At 65.9% G+C, this 21939-nt stretch carries 19 protein-coding genes and 1 pseudogene; 6 read left to right on the top strand and 14 right to left on the bottom strand.

Features of this window, described 5'->3' with window-relative positions:
• The first annotated feature begins 177 nt into the window (after window positions 1-177).
• From FKZ61_RS23790 to FKZ61_RS00855, 5 genes are all read left to right on the top strand, one after another.
• Complete coding sequence (locus FKZ61_RS23790; RefSeq protein ID WP_268251820.1) at window positions 178-312, top strand: thioredoxin domain-containing protein; 135 nt, start codon at window positions 178-180, stop codon at window positions 310-312.
• Window positions 313-1665, top strand: a complete 1353-nt coding sequence (locus FKZ61_RS00870; RefSeq protein ID WP_141608171.1) for a thioredoxin-like domain-containing protein — start codon at window positions 313-315, stop codon at window positions 1663-1665.
• 19 nt (window positions 1666-1684) lie between these two features.
• A complete protein-coding gene (locus FKZ61_RS00865; protein ID WP_141608170.1) occupies window positions 1685-2440 on the top strand; it encodes an FAD binding domain-containing protein in 756 nt (251 codons plus the stop codon).
• Between the two features lie 40 nt (window positions 2441-2480).
• A complete protein-coding gene (locus tag FKZ61_RS00860; RefSeq protein ID WP_211358342.1) occupies window positions 2481-3191 on the top strand; it encodes a Uma2 family endonuclease in 711 nt (236 codons plus the stop codon).
• A 131-nt stretch (window positions 3192-3322) separates the two neighbouring features.
• The gene (locus tag FKZ61_RS00855; protein ID WP_141608169.1) at window positions 3323-6307 is read left to right on the top strand and encodes a molybdopterin-dependent oxidoreductase; all 2985 of its coding nucleotides are present in this window, start codon (window positions 3323-3325) and stop codon (window positions 6305-6307) included.
• A 17-nt stretch (window positions 6308-6324) separates the two neighbouring features.
• Here the strand turns inward: FKZ61_RS00855 and FKZ61_RS24395 are convergent.
• The 13 genes and pseudogenes from FKZ61_RS24395 to FKZ61_RS00795 form a co-directional block, all read right to left on the bottom strand.
• Window positions 6325-6429 (bottom strand): annotated as a pseudogene (locus FKZ61_RS24395) (DUF2200 family protein); the annotation flags it as partial.
• A 212-nt stretch (window positions 6430-6641) separates the two neighbouring features.
• The gene (locus tag FKZ61_RS00850; RefSeq protein ID WP_141608167.1) at window positions 6642-8063 is read right to left on the bottom strand and encodes a phytoene desaturase family protein; all 1422 of its coding nucleotides are present in this window, start codon (window positions 8061-8063) and stop codon (window positions 6642-6644) included.
• A gap of 220 nt (window positions 8064-8283) precedes the next feature.
• Window positions 8284-9024, bottom strand: a complete 741-nt coding sequence (locus FKZ61_RS00845; RefSeq protein ID WP_141608166.1) for a hypothetical protein — start codon at window positions 9022-9024, stop codon at window positions 8284-8286.
• A 63-nt stretch (window positions 9025-9087) separates the two neighbouring features.
• The gene (locus tag FKZ61_RS00840) at window positions 9088-9429 is read right to left on the bottom strand and encodes an STAS domain-containing protein (RefSeq protein ID WP_141608165.1); all 342 of its coding nucleotides are present in this window, start codon (window positions 9427-9429) and stop codon (window positions 9088-9090) included.
• A 97-nt stretch (window positions 9430-9526) separates the two neighbouring features.
• A complete protein-coding gene (locus tag FKZ61_RS00835) occupies window positions 9527-9877 on the bottom strand; it encodes an STAS domain-containing protein (RefSeq protein WP_141608164.1) in 351 nt (116 codons plus the stop codon).
• A gap of 160 nt (window positions 9878-10037) precedes the next feature.
• Window positions 10038-11648: an ATP-binding SpoIIE family protein phosphatase gene (locus FKZ61_RS00830; RefSeq protein ID WP_170199023.1), complete on the bottom strand. Its 1611-nt coding sequence runs from the start codon at window positions 11646-11648 to the stop codon at window positions 10038-10040.
• A gap of 61 nt (window positions 11649-11709) precedes the next feature.
• Window positions 11710-13146, bottom strand: a complete 1437-nt coding sequence (locus tag FKZ61_RS00825) for a hypothetical protein (protein ID WP_141608162.1) — start codon at window positions 13144-13146, stop codon at window positions 11710-11712.
• A complete protein-coding gene (locus FKZ61_RS00820; protein WP_141608161.1) occupies window positions 13143-13484 on the bottom strand; it encodes a hypothetical protein in 342 nt (113 codons plus the stop codon). Before FKZ61_RS00820 ends, FKZ61_RS00825 begins: the two co-directional genes overlap by 4 nt.
• On the bottom strand, window positions 13459-14121 hold the full coding sequence (locus FKZ61_RS00815; RefSeq protein WP_141608160.1) for a pyridoxamine 5'-phosphate oxidase family protein: 663 nt from the start codon (window positions 14119-14121) through the stop codon (window positions 13459-13461). Before FKZ61_RS00815 ends, FKZ61_RS00820 begins: the two co-directional genes overlap by 26 nt.
• A 114-nt stretch (window positions 14122-14235) precedes the next feature.
• On the bottom strand, window positions 14236-15483 hold the full coding sequence (locus FKZ61_RS00810; protein ID WP_141608159.1) for a hypothetical protein: 1248 nt from the start codon (window positions 15481-15483) through the stop codon (window positions 14236-14238).
• Window positions 15480-15761, bottom strand: a complete 282-nt coding sequence (locus FKZ61_RS00805; RefSeq protein ID WP_211358341.1) for a GNAT family N-acetyltransferase — start codon at window positions 15759-15761, stop codon at window positions 15480-15482. The genes FKZ61_RS00810 and FKZ61_RS00805 overlap by 4 nt, the downstream gene beginning before the upstream one ends.
• 115 nt (window positions 15762-15876) lie before the next feature.
• Entirely contained in the window at window positions 15877-16791 is a 915-nt protein-coding gene (locus FKZ61_RS00800) for a hypothetical protein (RefSeq protein ID WP_141608157.1), read from the bottom strand.
• Window positions 16792-16867: 76 nt separating this feature from the next.
• Window positions 16868-17311: a DUF6789 family protein gene (locus tag FKZ61_RS00795; RefSeq protein ID WP_170199021.1), complete on the bottom strand. Its 444-nt coding sequence runs from the start codon at window positions 17309-17311 to the stop codon at window positions 16868-16870.
• A 268-nt stretch (window positions 17312-17579) separates the two neighbouring features.
• Between FKZ61_RS00795 and FKZ61_RS00790 the strand changes: the two genes are divergently transcribed.
• The gene (locus tag FKZ61_RS00790) at window positions 17580-20468 is read left to right on the top strand and encodes an ATP-binding protein (protein WP_170199019.1); all 2889 of its coding nucleotides are present in this window, start codon (window positions 17580-17582) and stop codon (window positions 20466-20468) included.
• Window positions 20469-20714: 246 nt separating this feature from the next.
• On the opposite strand, the gene FKZ61_RS00785 is transcribed toward FKZ61_RS00790, so the two are convergent.
• The gene (locus tag FKZ61_RS00785; RefSeq protein ID WP_141608154.1) at window positions 20715-21131 is read right to left on the bottom strand and encodes a hypothetical protein; all 417 of its coding nucleotides are present in this window, start codon (window positions 21129-21131) and stop codon (window positions 20715-20717) included.
• Window positions 21132-21939 lie beyond the last annotated feature (808 nt).

Below are 21939 nucleotides of genomic sequence, written 5' to 3'. Positions count from 1 at the left end.
TTGCATGCTATACTGCCCGTAAATCAGGCGCCGGCCCGACACCCCAACCCTGGGGCACTGCGCACCGTCCACGCCGTGGCCATGGATCGCCGTCGGGACCCACCCGGTGAGAAGGTAGCGGCATCGGCTGAAGGCGAGCTTCCGAACAGGTTGATTGGAATGGAATCGAGGGAGCCCATGCAACCCTATCGTAGTAAAGTGAACGCGCCAGAATTTCCGGCCCACCTGGATTGGATCAACGTGGAGCAGCCCCTCACCCTGCGGGCACTGCGGGGCAAGTTCGTGTTGCTGGAGTTCTGGACCTTCTGTTGAATTAATTGCCATCACAACGTCGCGCAGTTGCGTCGACTTCAAGCCCGTTATCCCGAGGAGCTGGTGGTGATCGGCGTCCACTCGGCCAAGTTCCCCGCGGAGAAACAGACGGAAAACATCCGCCAGGCGGTCCAGCGCCACGGCATCCACCACCCGGTGGTCAACGATGCCGACTTCCAGATCTGGAGCCGCTACGGCGTGCGCGCCTGGCCTACCCTGATCCTCATCGACCCGGCCGGCAAGGTGGTGGCCCAGCACGCCGGCGAGGTGGAGGCGTCCGACCTCTACCCCCTGCTGGATGAGCTCATCGCGGAGGCGGAGAGCCAGGGCCTGCTGGATCGCACCCCCGTGCCCGGGCTGCGCCGGGAGCTGGCGACAGAGCCCAGGCCGCTCCATTACCCATCCAAGGTGCTGTACGCGGCGGGCGACCGCCTCTTCGTGGCCGACACAGGCCACCACCGGATCCTGGAGGTGCAGCTGGACCTGGAGGGCCGGTCCGGCGAAATCGTGCGGGTGTTCGGCCGGGGGGAACCAGGCCTGGCGGATGGACCCATCGCCCAGGCCGCCCTCCACGATCCCCACGGCCTGGCCCTGCGAGGCACCACCCTCTACGTGGCCGATACCGAAAACCACGCCATCCGGGCCATCGACCTGGTGCGGGAAACGGTGCGCACCGTGGCCGGCACCGGTCGGAAGGGGCGGGGGCCCCAGCCCCAAACCACCGAGCCCACGGCCATCGACCTGCGCTCGCCCTGGGCCCTGGCCCCGCTGGAGAACGTCCTCTTCATCGCCATGGCCGGCTCCCACCAGATCTGGGTGCTCATCGACGAGGAGCGGCTGGGCGTCTTTGCCGGCAACGGCCGGGAAGCCCTGGTGGATGGCCCCCGGGATCGGGCCAGCTTCAACCAGCCCAGCGACCTGGCCCTGGCCATGGGCCACCTCTTCGTGGCCGACGCCGAGGCCAGCGCCATCCGGGCCATCACCCTGGATGAGCAGATGCAGGTGATGACCCTGGTGGGGCAGGGGCTGTTTGAATTCGGCGACGTGGACGGCGTGGGCGCGGCCGTGCGCCTGCAACATCCCACCGGCCTGGCCACCGACGGCGAGCTGCTCTACATCGCCGACAGCTACAACCACAAGATCAAGACCCTGGATCCCACCACCGGCAAGGTAGCCACCCTCGTGGGCACAGGTACAGCCGGTGCCGTGGACGGCCCCTTTGCCCAGGCCCAACTCTACGAGCCCGAAGGCGTGGCCGTGGCCAACGGCCGCCTCTACATGGCGGATACCAACAACCACTGCATCCGGGTGGGCGACCTGGCCCGCCGGGAGCTGTGGACCCTGGCACTATGAAGCGGGGAAGGTGACCGATATGGCGATTTTGCAAGAATATCATCGACCCAAGACCCTGCAGGAGGCCCTGGCCCTGTTGCAGGAGCCGGGGCGGCGGGTGCCCCTGGCCGGCGGTACCGACCTGGTCGGCCGGCTGGAGACCCGGGCGATCCGGGATGTGGACGGCGTGGTGGATCTGCGCGCCCTGGGCTTAAACTACGTCCAGGGCGACGAGTCCGTTCTGCGCCTGGGCGCCATGGCCACCCTGAGCGACGTCTGCGAACACCCGGTGGCCGGCAGCCTGGCCCATGGCCTGTTGCGTCGGGCCGCCCGGGGCGAAGGACCCATCAACCTGCGCAACGCCGCCACCGTGGGCGGCGTGGTGGCCGTCGCTGCTTACGACAGCGAATTCTACGCCGGGCTGCTGGCCCTGGGCGCCACGGTGGTGCTCCACGAAGCCGACGGCGTCGTCGAGATCCCCCTGGAGCAGCTCACCCAGATCCACGGTCTGATCACCGAAGTGCGGATTCCCCTGCCCGGTCCCCCACGGGGCGGACTGGCCCGGGTGGCCCGCACCCCGTCGGACCGGCCCATCGTGGCCGCGGTGGCCGTGGTGGACGACGAGGGGCGCTCCCGGGTGGCCCTCTGCGGCGTGGCGGCCCGGCCCGTGCTCCAGGGCTCGCCCCTGGACCCACCCGATAACTTCAAGGGCAGCGCCGACTACCGCCGGGCCATGGTGCCAGTGTTGACCAGGCGCGCATTGGCAGAAGCACAGGGGGGATTGGGGATCGGGTGATTCGGTGATTGGGCAGTTAGGTGAGGAGGACCGGATGGTGATGACGGCAACCAGAATGGCGTATGGAAAGCAGGACGCTGTGCCGGGCCTGGAGAACGGCGACCACCTGACCCAGGTGGAGTTCCATCGACGCTACGCAGCCCTGGGAGAGGAAATCAAAGCTGAACTCGTGGAAGGGATCGTGCATATGCCCTCACCGACTCGTATGAACCATGCCCGCGCGCATGCAGCGATCATCGGCTGGCTGAGTTTCTACTCGGCGTACACTTCCGGAACGGAATTGGCCGACAACGCCACGGTCATTTTGGACGGGGACAACGAGGTGCAGCCGGATGTGTTGCTGCGCAAGGTGGAGGGCGGCTCTTCCCGGGTAAACGACGAAGACTACGTGGTGGGGCCGCCGGAGCTGATCGTGGAAATCGCGAGCAGCAGCGCGGCATACGATCTCTATGAGAAGCGCAACGCCTACCGGCGCAACGGCGTGCAGGAATACATGGTGTGGACCTTGCACGAGAATGCAATCCACTGGTTTCGCCTTCATGAGGGCCGCTATGTCCAGGTGGAACCGGACGATACAGGCGTCATCCGCAGCCAGGTCTTCCCGGGCCTGTGGCTGAACGTCCCAGCCCTGCTGCGCCATGACTTGCCCACGGTGCTGGCCACGCTGCAGGCCGGAATGGACGCCCAACAGCGCCCTGGGCCGGGCGGGCCCGGCGCCGCGGCTGCCTCAACCGAGGACGCGGCAGAATAGCGGAACCCGGCAATCCTCTGCGCCTTTGCGTCTTTGCGTTGAAAAATGTCCTTCTTGCAGGGAAGTCATTTCGATTGCGATTTCAACCGGCGATGGCCGCCGATCGTAGCGACGACTGGAAGGAGCAAGCCATGCAGATTGCCCTGACCGTCAACGGCACTTTCCACCAGGTGGACGTCCACCCTGGGGAGCTGTTGCGCACCGCCCTGCGCCGCCTGCGCTACTACAGCGTCAAACACGGCGACGAGACTGGCGAGAGCGGCGCGGACGCGGTCCTGCTCACCTGGACGCCGGAGCAGCCCACTTCCTACCGGCTGGTCAACAGCGGGGTGATGCTGGCCGCCCAGGCCGACGGCGCATCCATTATCACGGTGGAGGGCCTGGGGGACAAAGGGACCAGCGCCCCAATCTCCCAATCCCCCAATCTTCCCCTCCACCCCCTCCAGGAGCAATTCATCCGCTGTGGGGCCATCCAGTGTGGCTACTGTACCCCGGCCCAGCTCCTGGCCGCCAAGAAACTCCTGGACGAGAACCCCGCGCCCACCGAAGCCCAGGTGCGGGAGGCCATCGCCGGCGTCCTCTGCCGCTGCACCGGCTACCTGAAGCCCGTCCAGGCCATCCTGCGGGCCGCGGCCCAATTGCGGGGCGAGGAGCCGCCCCCCCTGGACGTGGCCATCGTCGATGCGGTGGAGGAAGGCGAGTGGCCCACCGGCGATGGCGACGCCGGCATCGACCCTGGCCCGGATCCCTCGGGCGTGGACACCCAGACCCGCACCCGCACCGTGCCGGCTAAGGTCGCGCCGCCCCAGACCGCGGTGGTCAACAAGCCCGAACCCAAGGTGGATGCGGTCAAGCTGGCCAAAGGCCGGCCCGTCTTCGCCGACGACCTGGAGATGCCCGGCATGCTTTACGGCGGCCTCCTCACCAGCCCCCACGCCCACGCCCGCATCGTCCGCATCGACAAATCCAGGGCCCTGGCCCTGCCGGGCGTCCACGCAGTGCTCACCTACGAGGATGTGCCCCGGGTGGTCTACGCCTCCGGCGGCCAGAGCTACCCCAACCCACCGCCCTACGACCAGGTGAGCCTGGACAACAAGGTGCGCCATGTGGGCGACCGGGTGGCCGTCGTCGCGGCGGAAACGCCGGAGCTGGTGCAGCAGGCCCTGGAGCTGATCGAAGTGGAATACGAGCCCCTGCCTGCGGTCTTCGACCCGGAGGAAGCCATGCGAGAGGGTGCGCCGGTCATCCACGATGAGCCCGACGCAGTGGACATCCACGATCCCCAGCGCAACATCGCGGTCCACATCCACGTGGAGCACGGCGACGTGGACCGGGCCCTGGCCCAGGCCGCCCACGTCTACGAGAGCGAGTACCGGGTCCACCAGGTGCAGCAGGCCAGCATCGAGCCCCACGTGGTCTGGACCTGGTGGGATGAAGACGACCGGCTGGTGATCCGGACCAGCACCCAGGTGCCCTTCCACGTGCGGCGCATGGTCGCGCCCCTCATCGGCCTGCCCGTGCGGCGCATCCGGGTGGTCAAGCCCCGCATCGGCGGCGGTTTCGGCGGCAAGCAGGAGATGCTCATCGAGGATCTCTGCGCCCACCTGACCCTTGCCACCGGCCGGCCGGTGCGCTTCGAGTACACCCGCGCCCAGGAATTCACCAGCGCGCGCACCCGCCACCCCCAGATTTTGCGCTTCCGCTCTGGCGTGGACGAGCGGGGCAAGCTGGTGGCTATGGACGTGCGGGTGGTGGGGGACACGGGCGCGTACGGCACCCACGGCCTGACGGTGCAGATGGTCACCGGCTTCCGGGCCCTGAGCACCTACTGGCTGCCCAACGCCCGCTACGACTGTGACGTGGTCTACACCAACAAGCCGGTGCCGGGTGCATTTCGGGGCTACGGCGCGCCCCAGGCCCTCTTCGCCCTGGAACAGCACATGGAGGAGTTCGCCGAAGCCATCGGCATGGATCAGGTGGAATTCAAGCGGCTCAACTGGATCAAGGTAGGCCAGGAGTTGCCCATGGCCGAGGCCATGGGAGAGGGCCGGGAAGGCTTTGCCCAGACGGTGCGCAGCAGCGGCCTGGAGGAGTGCGTCCAGCAGGGGGCCCAGGCCATCGGCTGGGAGCGGCGCAACGACCCGGCCTGGCGCCAGGATCCGACGCGACCCCACATTCGGCGGGGGCTGGGGCTGGCCATCTGCATGCACGGCACCGGCATCGCCGGGTTGGACATGGGTGCAGCCAGCATCAAGCTTAACGACGACGGCAGCTTCAACCTCCTGGTGGGCGCCACCGACCTGGGCACCGGCTCCGACACGGTCCTGGCCCAGATTGCGGCCGAGACCCTGGGCGTCCCACTGGAGCAGATCATCATCTACTCCAGTGACACCGACTTCACCCCCTTCGACACCGGCGCCTACGCCAGCAGCACCACCTACATCTCCGGCGGCGCGGTGATGAAGGCCGCGGAGGAGGTGGCCCGCCAGATCCGGGAGCATGCGGCCCGCCACTTCTTCGACGGCATGGATCCGGACCGGCTGCGCCTGGAGGAGAGCCAGGTCAAGGCGCCAGATGGCCGCGCCGTCTCCCTGGCCCAGGTGGCCCTCCACGCCACCCACCAGGCCGACCAGCACCAGATCATGGCCACGGCCAGCCACATGAGCTATCTGAGTCCGCCGCCTTTTGCCGCCCAGTACGCAGAAGTGGAGGTGGATACCGAGACGGGCCAGGTGACGGTGAAGAAGCTGGTCATGGCGGTGGACTGTGGCATCGCCATCAACCCCATCACCGCCACCGGGCAGGTGGAAGGCGGCATGGTTCAGGCGTTGGGCTATGCCGTGAGCGAGGAGATGGCCTACGACCCGGCGGGTCGGGTGGTCAACCCCCGTTTTGGCGACTACCGCATCTTCGCCGCAGACGAGACGCCGGAGCTCCAGGCCATCCTGGTGCAGACCTACGAGCCGTCGGGGCCCTATGGGGCCAAAGCCATTGCGGAAATCCCCATGGACGGGGTGGCGCCGGCGGTGGCCTCGGCCATCCACCACGCGGTGGGCGTGCGCATCCGCCAGATCCCCTTCACGCCCGAGCGGGTGTGGCGGGCGCTGCGGGGGTGAGGGGGGGCTTGCTGCATCAGCGGGTCTTCGATCTCCTCCACCCGCACGCCACAGATCACCCCTTGTACTGACCTGGAGCTACCGGGACGGTTGGCGATGGTTGGCGCACATGCTCGAACCATCGACGCCCAGTGGGCACTGAATTCGGGTGCGCGGCCACGAGTTGTGCGAATGGAAAGGGGCTTTGACCTACCCACTGCCCAGTCTCTAGTGCAGTTTGGCGTAAATCCCCCGGCAGAAATCCGGCGGCACCACCTCTGGTGGAAACGATCGGCTAAGCCGCGGGCCAGAGGCCTGATCGGCGAATTTCTGCCGGGATTTACGCGTAGATGCGCTAGATCATTGACTCCTCAGCCAGCGCCGCCCGGGCCGCGTGGAAGCCGCACATGCCGTGCACACCGCCGCCGGGGGGCGTGGAGGAGGAGCAGAGGAAGACGCCGGGGAGGGGCGTGGCGTAGGGCGGCCAGCGCAGCACAGGCCGGGTCCACAGTTGGCGGATGTCCTGGACGCCGCCGTTGATGTCGCCACCCACGTAGTTGGGGTTGTAACGCTCGTAGTCCGCGCTGTTGTGCACGGCCCGGGCCAGGATCACGTCCCGGAAGCCGGGGGCGAAACGCTCGATCTGGCCCTCGATGGCCTCGGTCCGGTCTGCGGTGGAGCCGTGGGGAACGTGGCAGTAGGCCCACAGGGTATGCTGGCCCGCAGGCGCCCGGGTCTCGTCGAAGAGGCTCTGCTGGGCGACTAACACGAAGGGCCGCTCACTCAGCTTCCCCCGGTTGACGTCCCGCTCGGACGCTGCGATCTCCGCCAACGTCCCGCCCACGTGGACCGTCCCGGCCCGGCGGCAGGCTCCAGACCGCCAGGGGACAGGCTCACTCAGGGCGTAGTCGATCTTGAAGACCCCCGGCCCGTAGCGGTAGCGCTCCAGTTTGCGCCGGTAGCCCGCGGGGAGTTTTTCCCCGGCCAGCTTCAGGAATTGCCGGGGGGTCACGTCCAGCAACTGGATCCGGCTCTCCGGCAATTCGTCCAGGGACTCCACCTCCCAGCCGCAGACCATGTCCCCGCCCAGGGATTGCAGGTAGCGGGCCATGCCGTCCACGATGGCCTGGGAGCCCCCCCGGGGAATCGGCCAGCCCACCGCATGGCCCAGCAGCCCCAGGGTCAACCCGAAGGCGCTGGAGAAGGGCTGATTGAAGTCCAGGAAGGAGTGGGCGGCCAGCCCCGCGAAGAGGGCCCGGGCCCGCTCCCCCCGAAAGGCCAGCCGGGGAAGCAGGTTCGCGGGCATGGCCGCGGGAATGCCGAAGCGGGCCAGCAGGTCCACCCGGGGCGAAAGGGGGTGGGGCCCCAGGAGGATCGGCCCCAACCGCTCCCAGTGGGCGGCCAGCGGCTCGAAGAGCCGACGCCAGGCCGGGCCGTCCCGGCCGAGGGATGCGGCCGTCTCCTCGGGCGAACGGTGCAGCGCGGCCGCGCCGTCATCCAGGGGATGGGCCAGGGGAATGTCCGGCTGAATCCATTCCACGCCCAACTCTTTCCAGGGCAGGGTGCGCATGAAGGGCGAGCCCAGCCCCAGGGGATGGATGGCGGAACAGATGTCGTGGCGGAAGCCGGGCAGGGTCAGTTCACCGGTGCGGGCGCCCCCGCCGATGGTCCCCCTGGCTTCGATGACCAGGACGGAGCGGCCGGCTCGGGCCAGGGTGATGGCCGCAGCCAGTCCGTTGGGTCCTGCGCCGACGACCACTGCGTCGTAGTTGCCCAATCTTTCAGCCTCCAGTCCCCATCTCTACTCTGTAAGCCTCACCGCAAAGACGTAGAGAACGCAAAGAAAAGAAAAGAAGGAATCTGCTCGATAAATCCAACGCAAAGACGCAAGGCCGCCAAGACGCCAAGAAATCTGCGTGCGAAAGCCTGCGTGCATCTGCGTCCCGATCTTTGTGCCTGGATGTGCACTCCGTTCAGGAAGTCTGTGAGATGAGCGCTCAATGACTCAATATCTGTCGTACCCAGCGCCCCGGGAGGGCCAAGGCGGTGCGAATGACCGCGTTGTGCCAGATGTTCTTGGCCTGGCTCCACTGGAGTCTTGGATCCACACAGATTTTCTGCACGGTGACTTCCCCGGCCCCATGAAAGTGGCTGGCCAGGCCGGTGAGCACGTGGCGCCAGATGCGTTCCTGCTGCGCGCCGCCCCCCATCCAGCGAAAGCCGAACTCGTAGATGGGATCGTTGGCCCGAGCCAGGGACTGGATCTGGCAGACGGTGACACCGCCGTCGTCGTAGCTGCTGAAGGTGTTGAAGCCCGACTCCGGATGGCCGTCCGGCGTCATCACCGAGAAGGACTCATCGTCCGCGTAGAGGATCAGCACGCCGGTGGATACGGGCATACCGCCGGGGATGCCGGGCAGGGTGGCGTTGATCAGCAGCACCTCGCCGGGCGCGACGCCGCTCAGGGATGGATAGAAGCGGCTGTCGTCGGGCATGAGTTCGGGGAGATGGGCCTTCCACCAGGACACAACCGTCTCCGGCGCCACCTCGACGCCTTCCAGCCGCACCCGGTACGTCTTCTGCCAGAGCTGGCCAAAGCCCTGCACCGGACCGGTCAGTCGACGTCCATCCACGTTCAGGTTCAGCGCGTCCCCAGAGACCTCATTCACATTCAGCCGCTCGACCGATCTGGCCCAGTGAGCTGTGTCATCTCTCGACTTCCGCGTTCCTTGTTCCATTTCCCCCTCCTCCTTTCCCGAAAGTTGTCGACTGCCCGGGCTAAATGCCCCCAATCATCCCCCTCACACAGCCCCCAGGGCTTCTCCTTCACTGGCGTAGATCCCAATTGCCTCATCCAGCCGGGTCAGTTGAAAGATCTGCCGGTAGTGGTCGCTCAGGCCGCAGGCCAACAGCTTCTGCTTCTGGCGCTGGGCGCGAATGAGCAGGGTGACCAGCAGGCCAATGCCGGAGCTGTTCATATACTCCAGCCCACTGAAGTTGAGGATGACCGCCTGGACGCCGGTGCTGGCGTCGGCAAAGGCCGCGGCCAGGGCGTCCTCGCTCTTGGCGGTCACCTCGCCGTTGATGTCGATGACTGCGGTCCGGCCATTCAGCCGACGCACGGGAAGGGAAGGGGTGGTCATGGCAATTCTCCTGGAATCATCCGGTGGTTTTGGTTGTCTGGCGGTCCGGCGACTGGATGATTGGGCGGGCCAGCAACCCAATTACCCAGCCACCGAGTCACCTGTCCCGCTGCAACGCGCTTGCCTCATCCGCATACATCCCCATGAAGTCCGACAGGCGGGTGATGCGAAAGATCTCCTGGTAGTGGTCGCTCAGACCGTAGGTGACCAGCTGGCGATGGCGTTTGCGGGCCTGGGCCAGCAGACCGACGATGAGGGCGATGCCTGTGCTGTTGATGTAGCCGACATCGCTGAAATTCAGCAGCACCGGGTCCGCGCCGGCGGCCTCTGCCTGGGCGTAGGCCGCGTTCAGGGCCTCCTCGGCCGCGGCGTCGATGTCGCCCGACAAGTCGATGATGACGCTGTCACCCATTGGGCGCAGGTTTGCACCGAATGTTTTGTGTTCCATTTCGCTCTCCTGCTGTGAACATAAAGACGGAAGACGAAGGACGGAAGCCAGCTCTGCCCACAAGAACAGCCGCCGCGGCGTCAACCCAGTTACGGATTACGCATCACGAATGAAACAGATTGCATCCGCAGGAATCCGCCCAATCTGCGTCATCTGCGTTCTATGTCTTATCCAAATTGACCACCAATTCGACGGTGTGATGTTCATCGTCGGTGTGCACGTTCATCTCGTCCACCATGCTTTTGATGAGAAAGAGTCCCCAGCCTCGGGGCGATTCCAGCCCGGCCAGCTTCAGGTCGATGTCGGGCGTGGTCGCTTCGGGAATCTGTGCGCCGCCCCCGTGATCGGTGATCGACACCCGCAGCCGCGTCCCCTCCACTTCCGCCCGGATGTGAACGGGCAGATCTTCCCGATACTGGTTGCCGTGCTCCATGGCGTTCATGGTGGCTTCGGCCACGGCGGTCTTCAGCTTTTCCAGGCAGTCCGGCGGTAGATCCAGGGAGGCCACGGCTTCGGCAATCTGGTTCATGGCCCGGCGTTCGTTGCCCGGCGCACTGGGTACTTCGAAATTCGCCAACAAGGCGACCTCCCCTTTCTGGACAGGATCTTCTCTCTGCACACTCGACGGGCCATCGTAGCGTACGGTGACCAGGGTCACATCGTCCTCCTGCTCCCAGCCGGGACCGGTGAACGCGTGCAGGGTGTCCAGCAGGTAGGTCACCAGGTCGTCGCCCTCGAATCCGGCCAGCTCCTCCCGCAGTTTGGGAAAACCGTACATCTCCCGCTCGGGATCGTGGGCCTCCACCAACCCGTCGCTGTAAAAGAGCACGGTGTCGCCGGGCGCCAGGGTGACTTCCTTCTCCTCGTAGTGCATCCCAGGCATCAACCCCAGGGGCATGCCTCGGGCTTCCAGTTCAATCACGCCGCTGGGTCCGGTGGTGTAGGGCAGATCGTGACCGGCGTTGGCGTAGACCAGATGACCTGTGGCCGGGTCCAGCACTGCGTAGAGGCAGGTGACGAACATGCGGGCCGGGATGTCCGGGTGGAGCAGGTCGTTGACTCGTTCCAACACAGCGCCGGGGGAGACCAGCCGTTCCGATGCGGCCCGGAGCAGGGTGCGGGTGGTGGCCATCACCAGGGCGGCGGGCACGCCTTTGTCGGTCACGTCGCCGATGATGATCGCCAGGCGGCCGTCGGGCAGGGTGCGGAAGTCGTAGAAGTCGCCGCCCACGGCCCGGGCTGGCTGGTAGTAGGCGGCCACCTGCCAACCGTCGATTTCCGGCAGGCTCTGGGGCAGGAGCGTCTGTTGGATCAGCCGGGCCACCTTCAGTTCCTGGGCGACCCGCTCCCGCTCTGCGGCTTCGAGCTTCTGTTGGCGCACCAGTTGGGCAACCCGGACGGCCGGCGCGGCCTGGGTGGCCAGGTCTGCCAGCAGCTTGCGGTCGTCGCTGGAATACTCCTGGTCGCTGCGCCGGGAGCCCAGGTTGAGGACGCCGATCAGTTCTCCCTGGCTTACCAAAGGGACAAGCAAGCGTGTGCCCGCAGCCTTCAGGCTCTCCAGGGCAGGGGAGTCCAGCTTCAAACGCTCCACCTCCACCGGCCCGTTGACGTGAAGTAGATAGGCCAGGAGCGGGTCGTTGGGCGCAATGTCCACAGGGGGCAGCACGGCAGCCGGCGGCGTCGAGTCGGAAGTTGCCACCACCGGCTCGCCGGCCTGCTCGCTGTTGTTGGTCGTAAATCGTTGCCAAAGGGCTGTTATCTGAGCTATCATCGTCATTGTCTCCTGGTTCCAGGATACACATGTTGCGTCACGGGATCGTTACGGCGCGGCGTTACGGTCTCTTCAACCATACCCCCACACCCTCCGGCTGCAAGGTCTCCCCCACCACCCGTTCCAACTCGGCCAGCAGCGCGTCCAGGTCGGTCTCATCCCGGGCCGGGGCGTTTTTCAAACGCTCGGCGAAGGCGGCCAGCACCTGCTGGGCGTCGTACTTCTGGCGGAAAAAACGGCGGTCGATGCCATCCTGCACACGACGGCGCAGGGGCGTGAACAGGGCGGCGATGAGCAGGGTGGAGATCACGATGACCACCGGGGATTGTTCGCCGGTCAGCGAGCCGAAGATGGCCTGCAGCAGGACCACACTGCCGAAATAGACCAGCGCCAGCAGCCCGGTGACCACCGTGTACTGTAACGTCTTGCGGATGATGATGTCAATGTCATACAGCCGGTAGCGCAGGATGGCGACCGCGAAACCGACGCCGATGACCCCGAAACCCAGACTGCTCAACCCGCTGAGCAGAGCGACCAGGATTGGCTCGGTGATGAGGCGAAAGGCCAGGGGAAAGACCAGCAGGAAGAGCGCCAGACCCAGCACAAACCCGCCGATGGCCCAGCGCAACTGGGCCCGGCTCACCGCATCTCGCTGGGTAAAGCCAGAATGGACAAAACTGATGATGGTGGCCAGGACCATGGACAGGGTGGCGAACCAGCCCCAGATGGCCTGGCGGAGCAGGACAACCGCCACGAACACCAGCACGCTCAACAGCGCCGGCGTCAGGCCGAGGAGAGGCCGGCGCTGAATCGCCCGTTTGGGCCGCGGAAAGAGCAGCGAAAAAGCCAGCAGGGAGGGTCCAAGCACGATGCCCCAGATGGCATAGCTGAAGAAGTAGGTCAGGGCGAAGGCGATGGCGCTGAACTGCACGGATAGACCGTCGGGAAGCAGGCCGCTGATGGCAGAAGCGCCAATGGCTGTGCCCAGAAACAGCAGCGCCTGGGCGCTGGGCGTGGCCGGACGCCGCCAGAAGGTGAACCAGGCCAGGGCCAGGAAGAGCAGATTGCTCAGCAGATCGAAGACCCTGGCCAGTGGTCTGGTGTTGTACCGCCAAAGAGCCGTCGGCGTCCAATGCACGACCGGCACACGCACGTCCAGCGTTTGCCCGGCTCGCACCACAGTCATGGTCACCTGGTTGCCCGCCAGCCAGCCGGGAGGCGGCTCCACGTGCGCGGTAGTGGCCGTGTCGCGCACAGAGCGCCCATCCACAGACGCCAGTTCATCGCCCACCAGCAGCCCGGACTCGGCTCCGACCAGGTTGATGGCGTACACCCAATTGCCGATCGGTCCCCCGCTGGTGTCCACCGCCCAGCCGTCCGTGGGCAGGGTGGCGCGATAGACCAGGTTGGCGGCGCTCAGCAGCAGGAGGACGGCCGCTGCAGCCAGCACGGCCCATCCGCTGCGGTTGAGTCGTTCTCGCTCAGGCTCCGCGCTCATGGAACCTCTCTCCTTTCTTCTCGCGGTCGGCCTTCCAGGACGGCGCTCCAGTCACCCCAGGGCACCTTGGGACGGGGCAGGCCCCGGGCCGCCAGGTAGCGGCGAGTGTTGCGCCGGCCTGTGAGCACGAACCGTACATAGCCCCACAGACCGCCGATGCCCATGCCGGGGATAAACTTCTCCGGCGTGAACGCCCACCCCTCCTTATCATGGAGCAGCCGTCCCCGCACCACGAAGCTCTTCAGGTTCCACAGGCGCTCGTCGTGCCGGTGGCAGAGGAGGCAGGCCGGGCCAGGCTCCAGCCCCAGATCATCAGGCGGCGCGGGGATCCACAGCACCCGGCGCCCGGCATCCAACGTGGGACGGCAACGGAAGCTGGCCGGGCGTCCCGCAGCGTCCACAGCGGAGAGTACCGCGCTGTTGAACTCGGGTAGATGGCGCTCGATCTGATTCCACATAGGTTGCCTCCAAGAGGTGGGCGGGGCGGGAGAAGTCTCCCTCGTCCCAACAGTGTATGCGCTGGGGCGTGATGGTGATGATCAGCCGCATGAAATACCAGTCCATGAGATAGCGGGTGACGGGGTTGCGCATGTACAGCCCCATGGCAGGCTGCTTCTGCACCAATTTCAGCGCCTGGGCGGTCATGGCTTCGATGATTTCCGGCTCCGCGTCCTCCTGGCCCACGATCACCTGCTCCCCCACCTGGGCCTGGCCCTGCACCAGCACGGCCGGCGAACTGCTCAATTCGCTGCCGGTGGGCTCCGAGTAGAGCAGAGAGACCTGGGGATTGCGCCGGATGTTGAACGCCTTTTGGGGCAGACCAATGGAAGTGGCCACGATGAACAGGCCCCGCTTCTCCCAGAAGATGGGCAGCACCGGCCAGGTGACCGGTGCGCCGCCCCGCCCCAGGGTGGTCAGCTCTGCGGTGTAGAAGCAGCGGAAGACCGCGGTCACGTGGGCTGGCAATTTTTCCATGAGCGACCTGTTCACAGTGCCCCCTTTCGCGCCAGGAGCGCTTCGATCTCGTCTGAAGGGTTGACGTAGCCGTGGCCGGGGACATTGAAGAAAAGGGCTTTGGGAGTCATGGCATCATCCGCGTTTTGCATCACTTTGGGTGGGTTTCAACCATACGTTCACGCCCTCCGGCTGCAACGTGTCCCCCACCACCCGTTCCAGCTCGGCCAGCAGTTCGTCCAGGTCGGTCTCATCCCGGGCCGGGGCGTTTTTCAAGCGCTCGGCGAAACCGGCCAACACCTGCTGGGCGTCGTACTTCTGGCGGAAGAAGTGGCGGTCGATGCCCTCCTGCACCCGGCGGCGCAGGGGCGTGAACAGGGCGGCGATGAGCAGGGTTGAGATCACGATGACCACCGGGGATTGTTCGCCGGTCAGCGAGCCGAAGATGGTCTGCAGCAGGACCACACTGCCGAAATAGACCAGCGCCAGCAGCCCGGTGACCACCGCGTATTGCACCGTCTTGCGGATGATGATGTCGATGTCGTAGAGCCGGTAGCGCAGGATGGCGATGGCGATGGCGAACGGCAGCCCCAAAATGGCGAAGGTGAGCGCCAGATTTCCCCAGGCGTCGCTGCTGGCGCCGGCGGGGGTGAGAAAGAAGGTCAGGCCGTAGGCCACGGCGAAGAACGCGCCGGCATAGAGCAGCCATTTGATCTGCTCCCGCTCCACCGACGCGGCCCGGCGATAGCGCACGAACAGGGAAGCGACGCTGCCCAGAACAACGGTCATCAACCCGATGCCCCAGAAGATCAGAAAGGGCCCGTTGACCAGCTCCATGGGGACGAATCCGATCGGATTGGGCAACTGCCAGGACTCATCGAAGGGGCCGACGGTGGTGGTCAAGGAAATGAGAAGGATGAAGAACAGTCCCAGTCCCAGGGCCAGCCAGTTCACCCAGCGCCAGCCCGGCGAGGGCGGCCGGCCTGTGGGAAAGTGGAGGGGGATCAGAAAAACGGCGAAGATCAGCGGAACCCACTCCCAGTTGTTGATCACCGCCAACAGCCACAGGCCTGGCGTCAGGGTTGACGGCGTTGACAGTAACCACAGAACAACGTCGGTGGGGCTGACGCTGGCCAGGGCCGTGATCATCAGCAGCCAGCCCACGCGGTTGCCCGGCCGCCGGTGCACGATCAGCGCCCCCAGCACGGCGAAGACTGCCGGGATCGCCAGCCCCCAGATCAGATCGGAAATCCAGCCGGCCAAGGAAGCCGGCGGCGCCTGCCGCAAATCCAGGGGCAGGACAATCAGGGCCAGGACGACGACCAGCCCGGCCAGCAGCCAAGCGACGCGTCCAAGTCTCTGCTCAGAAAATGACAGGTTCATGGGTTTGGTTCCTCTGGGCAGTCGTCCCCGCGAGACTCGGCCTGGTTGGGCGCTGCCATGGCGTACAGTTGAAACGGCCCCACATCGTCTTCCCCGTTTTTCTCGAAAGCCATTCCAATCTTCTCCGCCACACGGATGGAAGCCTGGTTCTGTTCATCGATCAGACAGACCAGGCGCGTCAGGCCCAGGCGACCAAAGGCGTAGTCTCGATACAAGGCGAACAGGTCGTTCAAGTCGGCCGCTTCCAGATGTCGGAAGGTCAAGCGTCGTGTTTGCAAGATTTCCATCGTGACGGTCTTTCTCCCTGTTCAGGTGTCGTTGCTGCGCCTGTGGCGAAACCCGATGCCGAGAAAGCATCGGGCCTCGCCGCAGGTCGGGTCGAAACGGCGTACCTTACTCTTTCACGGTAAACATGCGGATCATCCCGTGCTCGTAGTGGGGCAGGGGCGGTCCGCCGGCGGCGATGGCCTCCATGTCGGGCAGGGGGCAGGCCGCCACGTACTCGCCCGGCTCCAGGGAAGCTTTCACCCACACCCGCTCCCCTTCGCTGATGGGCGCCAGGCCGCCGTTCTCCACGAATTCGAAGGGCGGAGGACCGTTTAGCTCGCCACTTTCCATGGCCGCAAACGCCGTCTTCAGCTCATCGAGGGTGACGCCGGGGTTGGGTTTCACCAGTATCATCATGTGGAACTGGTCGCCCTCGTTCTTGAACTCCCACAATTGTTCGCCGGCCTTGATTTCGTCGGGCATGGCATAGGCGAAGTCGTGCAGGCCCACCACCACATCCGCCTGGGGCTCGACAGTGCCCACCAGCTCCTTGGCCGCAAATGAGCCGAAACGATAGGACGCTCCGGGAATGGGAGGTCCGTCGGAATGTTCGGTCGCATATATCAGGAACCTGCCGGTGCGGAAGTCCATGACCAGATCCTGTTCACCGCCGGCCGGCAGCGGATTGAAGCTGCCCATGTCCGAGAGCATCTGGCCCAGGGCGTCGAAGTTCGTCGTGACATCCTCCAACAAGGGTGCGGCGTCGGCTTCCGTAACGCCCTCACGCAGGCGCTCGAAACCCACATCCAGGTCCTGGCTGTCGTTGTTCTTCACGGTCACGGAGACGATGCCGCCGGGGAAATCTGCGGGCACGACGATCCCGTCGGCGTTGATCTCGATGCGGGCCTCTGGAATGGCCGGCGCCGCAGCAGCGGGAGCAGATGGCGGCGGCAGGGTCTGGCAAGCGGCCAGTACGAATCCAACCAGAACAAAAAGAAACGGAGTCACCATTTGCCATGTTGGCTGATATTTGATTTGCATAAGAGATTTCCCTTGTTGGGTAGTGTACATCAATGAACCGGTTCACGAAACAGATGAAAAACATGTCAGTGCATCCTCATCCCCCTCTCTGCTTGGCCAACCCCAAGGTCAACCCATAGACGCCATGTGCGATCAGAAACTGCATGGGGGGGATCCCGGCCAGCGGCGTGGGCGCGGTCAAAAGGAGACCCTGGGCCACCAGGTAGAGCAGCAGACCGTAGGCCAGCCCCAGCAACCAGGCTGGCGCGGGCAAAAAACGGCGCATGATATGGATGAGAATGCCCCAGACCAGGCCGTAGATGCCCGACACGGCCAGGTGCGTGAGCAGACCGGCCACAGGCATCGCGCCCTCCCCAGCCCCGAAGCGGGCCAGCACGTCGGCCACGGAGCTGCCCCCGGCAAAGCCCGCCGCGGCCAGAAACGCCACCATCACCACCCCGGCCAAAATGCCTGCCAACAACCCGCTCACCGCAGCGTCGCTTCTCGTCTCCTTGTTTGCCACTTCCGTATTGCCGTTCATAGGCTTCCCATCCTTCTCGCTAGTACAGCTTGGCGGAACTACCCCAATCGTTCCTGGCGTAGTGTGTAATGTGTGTACTGGTTCACGAACCACGCATAACAATATCCGCAGACTTATTCACGCCGCAGCGTACCAGATATTTCCAATCCGCCGCGTCCAAAGTCAGCATACGCGCCCGGCGTCACGGATCCGTCACGAGGAGCGTTACGAAGATTCATCCGTGGCGCAACTCGTTGCGCCGAGCCAATCCAGGATGTATAATCGCCCCATGCGTTTACTTCTATTTGGCCCGCCCCGTCTGGAGACCAGTGCAGGACAACCTGTGGCCGTGGACACGCGCAAGGCCGTCGCTCTGGCCGCTTACCTGGCCGCGGCAGAAACACCCCACAGCCGGGACCACCTGGCCACGCTCTTTTGGCCGGAATCCGACGGCAGCCGGGCCAAGGGCGCGCTGCGCCGCACCCTCTCCACGCTGAAACAGGCCCTGGGCGGGCGCGGGCTGGAAGCCGACAGCGAGACGATTATCCTTCGCCCTGACGATGACCTGTGGGTGGATCTGTGGGCCTTCCGCGCCGCACTGGCTGCCTGCGCCGGCCACGGCCACCCGCAGGATCAGCCTTGCCCCCTCTGCGTGGAACCCTTGCGCCAGGCCGTGACCCTCTACACCGGCGACTTTCTGGCCGGTTTCAGCCTGAAGGACAGCGCCGAGTTCGACGACTGGCACTACTTTCAGGCGGAATCCCTGCGCCGGGCCTTCGTGAGCGCGCTGGACCGACTGGTGACCTGGGAGAGCAGCCAGCAGCGTTGGGACGCGGCCATCGCCCACGCCCGCCGTCGCCTGGCTGTGGACACCCTGCACGAACCGGCTCACCGGACGCTCATGCGCCTCTACGCCCTGGCCGGTCAGCCCGCCGCGGCTCTGCGCCAGTACCGGGAATGTGTGCGCATTTTGGACGCAGAGCTGGGCGTACCGCCCCTGGACGAGACCACCGCGCTCTATGACGCCTTGCTCGCCAACCGGTTTGCGCCCGCCGACGCGCCGGATGTCCTGTCCCAGCCACCGTCCCCACCGCCTTCGTTGTCGTCTTCACCACCGCCGGATCTGCGCCTGCCGCTGGTGGGCCGAGATAAAAGCTGGAGAACGATCCAGTCCACCTGGCGGCAGGCGAACCGGGGCGGGCTGGTCGCGCTCAGTGGCGAAGCCGGCGCAGGCAAGAGTCGCCTGCTGGACGAGTTGCAGACCTGCGCCCGATCCCAGGGGGCAACCACGGCCCTGGCCCGTTGCTTTCCCGGCGAAGAAGGCCTGGCCTTTGGTCCCCTGCTGGAGGCCTTGCAGCCCCTGCTGGGGACCAAACAGGGGCGCGAGGCCGTGGCTGCATTGCCCGTCTGGCAACGGAAAGAGGTCGCCCGCCTCTTCCCCACCGTGTTGGCGGATGCAAGCGATCTGTCCCCCACACCCCCCCTGGATAGTCCGGGCGGTCAGGCCCGTTTCTTTCAGGCTCTGGCCGATCTGCTGGCCGCCCTGCTGCGCGGTCCCGCGCCGGGCGTCCTGGCCTTCGATGACCTGCACTGGGCCGACAGCGCGACAATGGAGCTGCTCGCCTGGCTGGTCCGTCGCCTGCAGGGCCTACCCTTCTGCCTGGCCCTGACCTGGCGCAGCGGGGAAAGCGACCGGGAGCCTCTGCTGCACCAACTTGTCCAGTCCGCCCAGCGCAACGGCCAGGGGGTCCTGCTCACCCTGGAGCGGCTGGAATTGGCCGACGTGGCGCAACTGCTTCAGGCCGGCCCCTGGGATGAGTCCCTGGTCCCGCGGCTCTACGCAGAGACCGAGGGCATCCCTTTTCTGCTGGCCGAGCAACTGGCCGCCCTGCCCGAGACGCTGGACGCTGCGCAGGAGGTTCACCTGGCCCCGGCCAGTGTGCGCGAGCTCTTCGCCACCCGGCTGGAAAGCCTGGACGGCATGGCGGGCCAGGTGCTTTCCGCGGCCGCGGTCATCGGGCGTTCCTTCGATCTGGAAACAGTGCAGGCCGCTGCTGGACGCAGCGAGGAAGAGACCGTCCAGGGCTTGGAGACGCTGGTGCGGCGTCGCCTGGTGGTGGAGCAAGCCGGAAACGGCCCGGGGGGCCAGCCTCGTTACGATTTCAGCCACGAGAAGCTGCGGGAGCTGGTCTACGCCGAGACTGCCCTGGCTCGACGGCGTCTGCTGCACCGGCGGGTGGGCGAAAGTCTGGCCCGGCGGCGGGGATTGGGCTTCGCGGGCCAGGCGGCCTTCCACTTCCGCTGGGCCGGCCTGGAGGAGGAAGCAGCCCAGCTCTACGCCCAGGCCGGCGACGAGGCCCGCCAGCTCTACGCCAACGCCCAGGCCCTGGCCCACTACCGGTTGGCCCTGGCCTTGGGACACCCAGACACAATCCGGTTGCGCGCAGCCGAGGGTGAGCTGTTGACCCGACAAGGGAACTATGGGGCCGCGTTGCTGGCTCTACAACAGGCCGCAGCGGGCGCGGAAGGGCGGGCCCTGGCCCAGGTGGAAGAACAGATTGCCGGGGTGCACCAGCGATTAGGAGAATGGAAGCTGGCCGCGGTCCATGGGCAAGCCGGGCTGGCTGCGCTGGCCGGGAACGAGCATTCGGAACTGCGGGCCCGTTTGCTGGCTGGGTTGAGCCTGTCCATGCACCGTTTGAACGACGACGATCGGTCCCTGGCCCTGGCAGAGGAGGCGGCCCAGGCGGCAGAGGTGGCCGGCGACACCCAGGCCCAGGCCGAGGTGTGGAATCTATTGGGGCTGCTGGCCCGCAGTCGAGGCGACCAGGAATCCGCTCTTCGCTACCTGCAAAAGAGCCTGGCCGCAGCTGCCACTCTACCCGATCCCGGCGCGGAGATCGCGGCGCGCAACAATCTGGCCCTGGCCCTGGCGGATCAGGGTGACTTCGCCGCCGCGCAGGCGCATCTGCTCTCCGCGCGGGAACGCTGCGCCGCCTGGGGCGACCGCCACCGGGAAGCTGCGATCCAGAACAACCTGGCCGATCTCCTACACCGGGCCGGGGACGACGAGCAAGCCATGGCTCATCTCAAACAGGCGGTGATCCTTTTCGCCGAGATCGGCGAGCCGGGCGCCTTGCCCACCAACCCGGAGATCTGGAAGCTGGCGGAGTGGTGAGGCGGGGAGACAAGGTGGCGAAACAACAAGGCGGCGCCCCACCCTGTCTTCAGGGATTTTCTGCAGTTGCTTTAAAGTGAGGCACGCCCAACACCGGTCGCAGCGGACAGCGGCGATGCTGCTCGCGAACCTGGGCGCGATTTGCCTGCGATGGTGCTGGTTGGCAAACGGGACAGCAACTCCTAATGCTGAACCGTCCCCAGGCGCCAGGGTATCTTTGCCGTCTCCCTGGCGGGCGTAGCCGCCTCATTCCTCCTCGAAGCCGTAGTTGTTGAACTTCAAGGTGCGGGCGTTCTCCGTGACCGTACGGACGACGTGTTCCGGTGCGCCATCCGGAATGTGGGCCTGGATCTCCAGGGTGACCCGGATCTCGGCATCGGGCAGGGCGGCCAGGTGGCGGAGGATCTCGTCGACGAGGGTGGCCGCATCCCGACTTGCCCGGAGGGGGTCCAGATCCACGCTGCCGTAGAAACGTCGGGCCTTTCGCTCCCGGGTGACGGTCCCCGTTCCGGGCATCGGTTGGAGGCCGGGCGCGCCATGTCCATCCCCTTCGCGGAGCACCTCCCCCCTTGGGTAGGGCCCGCCTTCCAGCGGACGAGGCGAGGGCAGCGGCGCTGCAGCTTGCTCTGCCTCCATCTGGCGCTGGGCCGCCTCGGGCTTCACCAGCAGCCCGTCCAGATAGATCGACGCAGTGGACCCGGCCTGGAGACCCAGATAACGTCCCCTGGCTTCGTCCCATCCTTCTGCGTAGGCGAAGAAGTCGTTCCAGGTGTGGCTTCGTCGGCCAGACGGCGCAGGCCGTCGCCGAAGGTGGCCACTGTCTCGCCGGGCTGGACGTCGACACGGGGGCGGTCCCTACCGGGATGGGGATGCGATGTGGCCGGGGACATCTGGCTGACGAAGGGATACCGCCCTGCCCCATGATTTTTTCCTTGACCAGCCGTAGATACGGCTGTATATTGGCGGCAAGCTGGTTGGGCCATATGGCGCACACCCTGCACAAGACCTCAGCCGACAAGCGGACCGCCCAACTATCGATTTCACGCCGCCCCCCATATCCGTGGCGTCCGCTCTGCGCGGATGGCGGCTCCTGTCGTAGGTGCGGTCTCCGGCCGCACGGTGGTGCCCGGAAGGGCGCCCGTTCCCGTAGGGGCGGGCCGCCGTGCCCGCCCGCTGTCGCGGTCGAACCAGCCACCCACGGCGGGCCAGAGACCCGCCCTACGCACGTGTTGCACCCAATCCGGACAGGTGCAGGGACGGCAACGGCTGCGCAGCGACTGGGTCGGCATCTGAGGATGCCAACTCCGCGTGGCGGTGGTGATCCTTTCGAGGAGTGCGCATCCTCAGATGCGCACTCGCCCCATGCGGCGTTGTCTGTGTAATCCGTGTTATCTGTGCAATCTGTGGCTGAAAATACAGTGCAAAGATAGTGGGAAGAAGTGATGGTGCAGGACATCGACAAGAAAAATTC

Source organism: Litorilinea aerophila, assembly GCF_006569185.2.
In the GTDB taxonomy this organism is placed as follows: Bacteria; Chloroflexota; Anaerolineae; order Caldilineales; family Caldilineaceae; genus Litorilinea; species Litorilinea aerophila.
The sequence above is the reverse complement of the archived record's forward strand: the minus strand, read 5'-3'. Positions and strand labels throughout refer to the sequence as shown.